Raw genomic sequence first — 7,686 nt, 5'->3', positions numbered from 1 at the left:
TTAGGATGCCGCAGTACATCCAAGACATCGCCGTCCTCGATGGCAAGTACGATCCGCTCAAATGAGATTCCCGGTTCTGCCTTCAGTGCTTCGTTCTTCTCGGGGTTCCAGCGGAACCTCCTCACGTGGCAAGTGTACTAGGTCGTGTGCCTTTTGTCATCACCAGCTTGTGCACCGTCGTCGCGGCTAACGTCCACGCTGAGCAGCGGCGGCGAGCGAACGCGAGCCAGCCGGCTGCTCAAGCGTGATGTTGGACGGAAGACCGCTCACGTGGGCCATTCCGCGCCTATCTTCTTTTCGACTCGCTTAAGGTCCTCCTCGGAGCATTCGACTACGGGAAGATACGGCCGGAGTTCGGGCTCTAGACGGAGGCGCTCGTCGAAACAGGCTTTCATGAGCTTCCGGCACATGCCAAGGAATCTCTCGGTAGCCTCTCGCGTCAGTGGAGCATGGGCGTCATTGAACACCGGGAACAGTCTGTCTTGGCCGCGCAGGCGATAGAGGATCGGCTGTGGCTGCCATGCCTGCGAATCGGAATGGGCGAGGACCGTGTTGCGATCCTCCATGACTGTCGCGTGGAGCTCTCGTTCCTCCAGGCTGAGCGTTTTGAGGACCCTTGCTGGTAGGTCAGGAATCTTGATGTCGGCGCCGCGATCGTTTCCGGAGAACGGTCTGCAGTACGCCACGATCATGCCGCAGTTTAAGCCTTGAAGGATGAACCGGCCCTCTGGATATCGGACGTGGAGATTCTCGGAGAGTACGTAGCCAGCGATGCCCGCTGCCTGCTGAAAGTCGACGTAGGACATCAGGACCCGATTGAAGTGGCGCAGCTTTCCTTCAATATCTGGCGCGCGACTAGTATCGTCCGGCCTCACCGTGCTGGTCCCCGGATCCGTCTAACGTTCAGGCTGAGCGGCCAGCGTAGCTGGTCCGCTCAAGCCTGCTGTTAGACGGCTCATTTATGTATTCGCCCACGCCGGCTCCTGGCCTCCGGCAAGGCGCGGGAGTCGGGCTGGATGATGGCGCCACACTCACACAACCACTCACCGCACAGAAGGCAAACGGCTACGTGATTGTCGACGTGCTTGCACTTGCGGCAGAGCAACGGGTGGGGCAGGTGGAGAATCTGGAAGACGTTATCGATCTCAGGCGAATCTGTCTCAGGCGAGATTTTGATCTTGCGGTCGATTGCCCACTGCCGCAATACGCTTGCGACTCGGCTGAAGTCGGATGCGATGTCCTTCCTGCTGAAGACGTAGTACTCGAGCCCTTCCAGCATGGCCGCCAACCGAGTTCCTCGCGTCTTCAACGGCACGATATACCGACCGAGGGCCTTCGCACAACCGATCTCCTGTTGCACCCAGCGACTTGTAGCGGCAGCAGGCGTACCAAGAACCACAACGCAGTCGGCTTCCTCAATGAGTCGTTGAACCTTCTCGTCTAGTCGAGTGCCGGGCATGAGGCGACGTGCGGCGACAACAGGCTCAATGCCTGCTTCGTGAAGGGCTCCTGCCAGCGCATGGACGAGCCCATGATCCTTTTGTGCGTGACTGATAAAGGTCTTCATAACGCTCTCAAGCTCTGCCGTCTAACGGCGCGGGTAACCCGCGGGCCGGGGTGGCGCGGACCGTGCGTTCTTTGCACGGGCCGTGACAGGCCAGACCGACAGGTTCACCCGCAGGTTAAGCTTCACGCGGTCCAGTCGCACTCAGTTGCCCCTTGTGGCGTTCCACGAACCCCATCACCGTCTCGACCGTGGCCATGTCGACCAGCCCCAACCCGAAATGACTCGCCAAGTAGGAGAAGGCGAACGCCAGCCGAGGATCAGACAGCGTCGCTGCCTGGCTGTCCAGGTTTGCAACGTAGCTGGTCAACGCTGCCTCCGTCGCCCGCTTCAGCGCGGCTGAGCGAGAGGGAAAGCGTCGAAACTTCACCGCGACCGCGGGTGCAAGATGAAACAGCTCCCGCGCCCCAAAACGAACACCTACGACGGGCCCGAAGGGAATGGCTTCTTGAGCGTCCGCATATGCCGCTCGAATCTCTTCGAGCCACGCCTCGGGGCTGCGAGGTACGCTTCGTTCGGCCTTCTTCACGATCCCCTCGTGAAGCCTAACGCGCGGTATCAGCCGCGGCGCGAAGCGCCGTCGGCTGCATGCCGAAGTTAGGCCGGTGACCGTCCGCAGACTGCCACACGGTTCTCGAGCGCGCCGATCTTGTCGTCACTTCACCTCCTGCACCTCGCCCACGATCGGCACGCCCGATGTCGTACCCATCAGGCTGTACTTCAGCCACCGCTTGCCATCGGCTTCATAAAGCAGAACCTCGCCGCGAGAGCGCGGCGCGTTCCAGAAGAACTGCCCTTTCCACACGCTGAGTGTGCCGTTCGCAGTGTAACTTCTGTCGGCGTGGCGGACTGAGACGGCAACCTCGCCGCCGCCGACCACCCATTCAACTTCGCCAGTGCCGAAGCGATCTGTCTGCTTCCCCCGCCACGTGCCTTGGACTTGCTTGACGTCGACAGCCTTTACCTCCGTATGTGAGGATGCGCCCGCCGAGAGGAGGGGTGAGAGCAAGACGGCAGCAACTACGAGCCCCCTGAACGCCTGGCTGCTCATGCCTGTCTTCCGTCCTTCCTGGCCGTCACTTGGTCTCTCACCGGCCGCTGCTCGGCATAACGCCGGCCATCACCCGCGGGCCGGGCGGCGCGCCGCTTGCCGCCGTTCGCAAGCGGCGTGACGCCCGAGACCGTCGGGTGCATGGCCATGTTAGGCGACGCCTTTCTCGAGTGGGGCGGAATCGCCTGTTTGTGGTGCCAGATGGAGGGCGTGCTCTGCGACGCGGAGGACTGCCTCAAACTGAGCCCGAACCATTGAGAGCAGGGGTTCGGCCGAGACATCTGCCGCTGTGATCGCTGGCGTAATGTGACCCCGAATCGACAGCCGGTCATTGAGTTGAGGGCTGGGAAAGACGTGGTACCAGCCTGAGCAGACCAGCACATTGTCAACAAGGACGCCAGATATTGCCAGCGGCGTGCTGTAATACCAAACGTCAACGGTCAGGCGCGGCTGCTCCTCAAAGAGCACGCGGAGCGCCTGAAGAGTATGCTCAATTCGAGTGCGATGGAATCCCTTTTCGTCGTACTCGTCCGCCCGTTCTGGCTTCACGATCAGCATCCGAACGTGTGCACCGCGGCAGGCTCTTGCTGCCTCTTCGACCAGTGGCAGGGCGGTCACACCGCTGAACTGGAGGAGGTCCAGCCGCTTGACGATCGGCCCGCGCTCGCGGAGGAGGTTCCGAAAGTGCTCGTACGCGTCCTTCCGCTGGCGATGGATCCATACCTGCCGACGACGTTCGAGTTCAGCCGCGAGCGCCTGCTCCACTACGAGCACTCTCTCGGCGACGAGGAGTAGCAGGTCGATGAAGACCATCTGAGAGAGGCTCAGTCTCAAGACATGTGGCAGAGCCTCAGGGAAGCGAAGGTGGACAGCGAAGAGAACGATGACGAGCAAACCCAGGGTTCGGGTTATCCAACGCACCCTCCGCGTCAGGCCCTCAACGAGCTGGCGGTACGTGGCCCGGAGGCTCCGCAGGATGTACTCCTCATTCATCTCCGCGCTCTCTCCCTTCCCTCGTTCCCGGGGCGATCGGTGCGTCGCCTAACTACAATTCGGCCACTGGATACGCTGATCTGCGTAATACCGCAACCCCTGCGAGCTCCTGCAGCGTATACCAATCTCGAGTCGACCGCTTCTCCTGGCTCGGCGGCCCATCGATCCAACCATTTGCGCCTGATGGAGCGGCCCTCGCGGGCCGGGATAGGCTGCAACGTCGCGCAGCTTATCCCGCTGCGTATACTCTCCGAGGCCGCCGGCGAGGTCATGGGCCGAACATCCGGTCCGCCGGGCTCCTCACCGCGACCGGCCCGCGATTGAGGACGTGGGTGTAGATCATGGTGGTGGTCACGTCCCGGTGCCCCAGCAGCTCCTGGACGGTGCGGATGTCGTGGCCGTCTTCCCCCGCCGGCGCCGGCCCGATCCGATAATGGCGTTTATGCCGGCTACGCACGCGCCTAACTCAGGCGCAGCAGGCGGGCGGCGTTCCCGCGGACGACGCGGTCCTGGTCCTTCCGGCTGAGCCCCGTCGCCTTGGCCTGGATGATCGCGAGCGGCCGCTCGTACCCCATGTCGAAGCAGAAGTCGGTACCGAGCATCACGCGGTCCGCCCCGACCGTGTCGACGAGGTAGCGAAGTGCGCCCGCGTCGTGGCTGATGATGTCGTAGCTGAAGCGACGGAGATAGGCGCTGAAGGGTTTCTTCGCCCGGTCTTTCGTCTCCGGCCTCACGCCCTGGCCGTGACGGAGACGGCCGTGGAGGTACGGCATGGCGCCGCCCGCGTGGGGCAGGCAGACTTCGAGCTTCGGCAGCCGGTCGAGGACGCCTCCGAACACCAGGTGCGCGGCAGCGATCGCGGTGTCGAACGGGTTGCCGAGGAGGTTGCCGAGGTAGAAGGGCGCCAACCGCTCGGCGCCGACCACGCGGAGGGGATGCAGCAGCACGGGCAGCCTGAGCGCCGCCGCGCGCTCGAAGACCGGGAAGAACGCCGGGTCGGACAGCTCGCGGCCGCCGACATTGGTGCCCATGTAGACGCCCTTGATGCCGGGCAGCTTGGCCGCGCGCTCGAGCTCGGCGAGCGCCCGCGCCGTATCCTGCATGGGCAGCATGGCGCAGCCGACGAAGCGGTCCGGGTGCGCGACGTGCGCCGCGCTCGCGGCGTCGTTGAAGGATGCTGCAAGGCGCGAGCCGGTCGCGCCGTCGGCCCAGTACACCATCGGGACGGTGAGCGAGAGCGCCTGGACGGCCACGCCCTGGCGGTTCATCGAGCGGATGCGGAGATCGAGGTCCCAGTAGCGCGCCTCGAGCGGCGGCGTGCGCGATGCGCCGACCACGAGGGCGGGGCCTTTCGGGTTCGAGCGGTCCACGCCGGCGCCGAACGACGCGCCGGCCTCCTCGACGACGCGGATGAAGGTCTCGGGGAAAAAGTGGGCGTGGACGTCGATGCCGAGGGGCTTGGTCATGGGCCGGGATTCTACCCTTAATGCTCAGGCGATGGTAATCTCAAGGTTGCTGTGAGACTCCCCCGCGAGCGCTTCGACTACTCACCGATCACGAGCCGCCGCCCGTGGACGCTGCCCAAGGGCGCGCGCATCGCCGTCTGGACGATCGTCAACATCGAAGAGTGGGACATCGAGAAGCCGATGGCCCGCCAGTACCTGACGGCGCCGCAGGGCGTCAGCACCGTCCCCGACGTGCCGAACTGGGCGTGGCACGACTACGGGATGCGCGTGGGCTTCTGGCGGCTCTACGAGGCGCTCGCCAAGCGCAAGATCCGCGCGACCACGTCGATCAACGCCCACGTGGTCGAGTCGTACACGCCCGTGGCCAAGGCGATGCTCGACGCCGGGTGGGAGTTCATGGCGCACGGCGTGATCCAGGGCGCGATGCACCTCCTGCCGGACCAGCGCGCGGCCATCCGCCAGTCCGTCGAGATGCTCAGGAAGTTCACCGGCAAGAAGCCCAAGGGCTGGCTGGGCCCGGGACTGACCGAGACCTGGGAGACGCTCGACTACCTCGCCCAGGAGGGGATCGAGTACGTCTCCGACTGGGTCAACGACGACCAGCCCTACGAGATCCGCACGACGGCGGGCCCGCTCGTCTCGGTGCCGTACACGATCGAGCTCAACGACATCCCGATGATGGTGATCCAGCACCACACGTCATCCGAGTGGCTCCAGCGCGCGAAGGACCAGTTCGACCGGCTCTACGCCGAGGGTGCCAGGAACCCGCGCGTGATGGCCCTCGCCGTGCATCCCTACATCTCGGGCGTGCCGCACCGAATCAAGTACTTCGAGGCGATCTACGACTACATGCGGAAGAAAAAGGGCGTCTGGTTCACCACCGGCGAGGACATCTACGAGTGGTACAAGGCCGGGCGATGACACGCCGGGGCAAGGTCATCCAGTTTCCGAGGCGCCAGCCCGCGGCTGAGCCTGCGCCCGTCCTGGTCGAGGTTCGCCGGTGCCGCGACCAGGCCGAGGCCCTCGTGGTGCGCGCGCTGCTCGACGGTCACGGCATCCCCGCGGTGATGCGCGGGCAGCTCGTCCAATCCGTGCATCCGTTCAGCGTCGGCGACGCGGGCGCGGTATCCCTATTCGTCGCCGCCGCCGACGCCGACCGCGCCCTGTCGCTCCTCGCGCAGACCTAGCGAGCTGCTGAGCAACTCGCAGGCGGCTCAAAAAGGTCCAGATGCGAGGCGGCGCCCCGCTGTCCGAGGTGAGCGACGGCCTGTGCCGTCGCGAGACGAGGGCTGGGTTGATTCCGCACGCGAGGCGTACGACTGTCTCAGCCCTCGCCTCTGGACTCCGCCCCTCAGCTCGAACGGCCACGAGCGTGCGGCCGAGGGCGCCCCAAGAGTCTTCTTGCTAAATGGCGCAGATGGGCCCTTATCGGCCGCCTGCTAGCGGTAGAACGTCTCCGGATTCGGGTCATTCTTGTCGTTGAAGGCGCGGCCCATCTCCTTCGCCTCGTCCGTGTGATAGTAGTTCGCCACGAGGTGGTCGATGGTGACACGGCTCATGCCGAACGCGCCGTTGTGGCGCGCGTGGAAGGCGGCCTTGAGCGCGGCGAGCGCCTGCGGGCCGCGCTTCTTCAGCTCCTCGCAGATCGCCTCGGTCCGCGCGCGCAGCTCCGCGTGCGGCGCCACCTCGTTGACGAGGCCCATCGCCTGCGCTTCCTTCGCGCCGTACTTGCGGTTGAGGTACCAGATCTCCTTGGCGCGCTTTCTGCCCACCGAGTCTTCCAGGTACCAGGTGCCGAAGCCCGCGTCGTAGGAGCCCATCATCGGCCCCACCTGCCGGAAGGTCGCCTGATCGCTCGCCACCGTCAGGTCGCACATGTTGGCGAGCACGTTGCCGCCGCCCACGGCGAAGCCGTTGACCATGGCGATGACGGGTACGGGCATCAGGTCGATGAGGCCGTAGAGGTCCACGACGGGCGGCGTGTTGTGGTAGTGGAGCTGGCCGTCGTTGGGCTCCTTCTCGCCGCCGATGCAGAAGAAGCGGTCGCCCGCGCCGGTCAGCACGACCACGCGCACGCCCGCGTCGTTGCGCGCCTCGTTGAGCGCGGCGATCAGCTCCAGCACGGTCTCGCGCCGGAAGCCATTGCCCTTGTCGGGGCGGTTGATGGTTAGCCACGCGATCTGGTTCTTGACCTCGTACAGGATGTCGGCGTAGGGCATGGTCGAGCCTCCGTGAAACGGGTTAGGTCAGCGTGATACCGAAAAGCTTGGCCGCATTGGCCGTGAGCGCATCGCAGAGCGCCTCGGGGTCGGCGCCGCGGAGCTCTGCGATGCAAGCCGCTGTCAGCGCCACATAGGCGGGCTCGTTGCGCTTCCCGCGGTGCGGCGTGGGCGGCAGGTACGGGCAGTCCGTCTCGATCACCAATCGGTCCCAGGGGACGAAGCGGGCGACCTCCGGTAGGGCGCGGGCGTTCTTGTAGGTTACCGGCCCCGCCAGCGAGATGTAGAGCCCCAGGTCGAGGCAGCGCCGCGCGATCTCCACGTCCCCCGAGAAGCAGTGCATGACGCCGCCGTGCTCCCCCGCCCGCTCCTCGCCGAGTACCGCGAGCGTCT

General features: G+C 65.1%; 11 protein-coding genes and 1 pseudogene. 2 read left to right on the top strand and 10 right to left on the bottom strand.

Annotated elements, in window-relative coordinates; translation table 11 throughout:
* From Q7W02_16835 to Q7W02_16800, 8 genes and pseudogenes are all read right to left on the bottom strand, one after another.
* Positions 1-125 (bottom strand): toxin (locus tag Q7W02_16835; GenBank protein ID MDO8477825.1); only part of this gene is annotated, 125 nt, incomplete at its 3' end.
* Positions 126-266: 141 nt separating this feature from the next.
* Positions 267-806, bottom strand: a complete 540-nt coding sequence (locus Q7W02_16830; protein ID MDO8477824.1) for a hypothetical protein — start codon at positions 804-806, stop codon at positions 267-269.
* Between the two features lie 149 nt (positions 807-955).
* Positions 956-1,567 carry a toll/interleukin-1 receptor domain-containing protein gene (locus Q7W02_16825; protein MDO8477823.1) on the bottom strand — a complete coding sequence of 204 codons (612 nt, stop codon included), beginning with the start codon at positions 1,565-1,567 and terminating at the stop codon, positions 956-958.
* Between the two features lie 115 nt (positions 1,568-1,682).
* The gene (locus Q7W02_16820) at positions 1,683-2,093 is read right to left on the bottom strand and encodes a hypothetical protein (GenBank protein MDO8477822.1); all 411 of its coding nucleotides are present in this window, start codon (positions 2,091-2,093) and stop codon (positions 1,683-1,685) included.
* A 126-nt stretch (positions 2,094-2,219) separates the two neighbouring features.
* A complete protein-coding gene (locus Q7W02_16815) occupies positions 2,220-2,615 on the bottom strand; it encodes a hypothetical protein (GenBank protein MDO8477821.1) in 396 nt (131 codons plus the stop codon).
* 150 nt (positions 2,616-2,765) lie between these two features.
* Positions 2,766-3,608, bottom strand: a complete 843-nt coding sequence (locus Q7W02_16810) for a hypothetical protein (protein ID MDO8477820.1) — start codon at positions 3,606-3,608, stop codon at positions 2,766-2,768.
* Positions 3,609-3,876: 268 nt separating this feature from the next.
* Positions 3,877-4,014: pseudogene (locus Q7W02_16805) on the bottom strand (tyrosine-type recombinase/integrase).
* Between the two features lie 55 nt (positions 4,015-4,069).
* Positions 4,070-5,074, bottom strand: a complete 1,005-nt coding sequence (locus Q7W02_16800; protein ID MDO8477819.1) for an amidohydrolase family protein — start codon at positions 5,072-5,074, stop codon at positions 4,070-4,072.
* 51 nt (positions 5,075-5,125) lie between these two features.
* On the opposite strand from Q7W02_16800, the gene Q7W02_16795 reads away from it, so the two are divergent.
* Positions 5,126-5,995 carry a polysaccharide deacetylase family protein gene (locus tag Q7W02_16795; protein MDO8477818.1) on the top strand — a complete coding sequence of 290 codons (870 nt, stop codon included), beginning with the start codon at positions 5,126-5,128 and terminating at the stop codon, positions 5,993-5,995.
* Positions 5,992-6,261 carry a DUF2007 domain-containing protein gene (locus Q7W02_16790; protein MDO8477817.1) on the top strand — a complete coding sequence of 90 codons (270 nt, stop codon included), beginning with the start codon at positions 5,992-5,994 and terminating at the stop codon, positions 6,259-6,261. Before Q7W02_16795 ends, Q7W02_16790 begins: the two co-directional genes overlap by 4 nt.
* A gap of 252 nt (positions 6,262-6,513) precedes the next feature.
* On the opposite strand, the gene Q7W02_16785 is transcribed toward Q7W02_16790, so the two are convergent.
* A complete protein-coding gene (locus tag Q7W02_16785) occupies positions 6,514-7,293 on the bottom strand; it encodes an enoyl-CoA hydratase-related protein (GenBank protein ID MDO8477816.1) in 780 nt (259 codons plus the stop codon).
* A 22-nt stretch (positions 7,294-7,315) separates the two neighbouring features.
* Positions 7,316-7,686: TatD family hydrolase (locus tag Q7W02_16780; protein MDO8477815.1), on the bottom strand; the 371-nt coding region annotated here is incomplete at its 5' end.

Source organism: Candidatus Rokuibacteriota bacterium (assembly GCA_030647435.1).
Lineage (GTDB): Bacteria > Methylomirabilota > Methylomirabilia > Rokubacteriales > CSP1-6 > AR37.
The sequence above is the reverse complement of the archived record's forward strand: the minus strand, read 5'-3'. Positions and strand labels throughout refer to the sequence as shown.

Excerpts from the sequence above, each read along its gene's own strand:
- Q7W02_16830 (MDO8477824.1), bottom strand. The coding sequence starts at position 806 with ATGTCCTACGTCGACTTTCAGCAGGCAGCGGGCATCGCTGGCTACGTA.
- Q7W02_16825 (MDO8477823.1), bottom strand. The coding sequence starts at position 1,567 with ATGAAGACCTTTATCAGTCACGCACAAAAGGATCATGGGCTCGTCCAT.
- Q7W02_16815 (MDO8477821.1), bottom strand. The coding sequence starts at position 2,615 with ATGAGCAGCCAGGCGTTCAGGGGGCTCGTAGTTGCTGCCGTCTTGCTC.
- Q7W02_16810 (MDO8477820.1), bottom strand. The coding sequence starts at position 3,608 with ATGAATGAGGAGTACATCCTGCGGAGCCTCCGGGCCACGTACCGCCAG.
- Q7W02_16800 (MDO8477819.1), bottom strand. The coding sequence starts at position 5,074 with ATGACCAAGCCCCTCGGCATCGACGTCCACGCCCACTTTTTCCCCGAG.
- Q7W02_16790 (MDO8477817.1), top strand. The coding sequence starts at position 5,992 with ATGACACGCCGGGGCAAGGTCATCCAGTTTCCGAGGCGCCAGCCCGCG.
- Q7W02_16785 (MDO8477816.1), bottom strand. The coding sequence starts at position 7,293 with ATGCCCTACGCCGACATCCTGTACGAGGTCAAGAACCAGATCGCGTGG.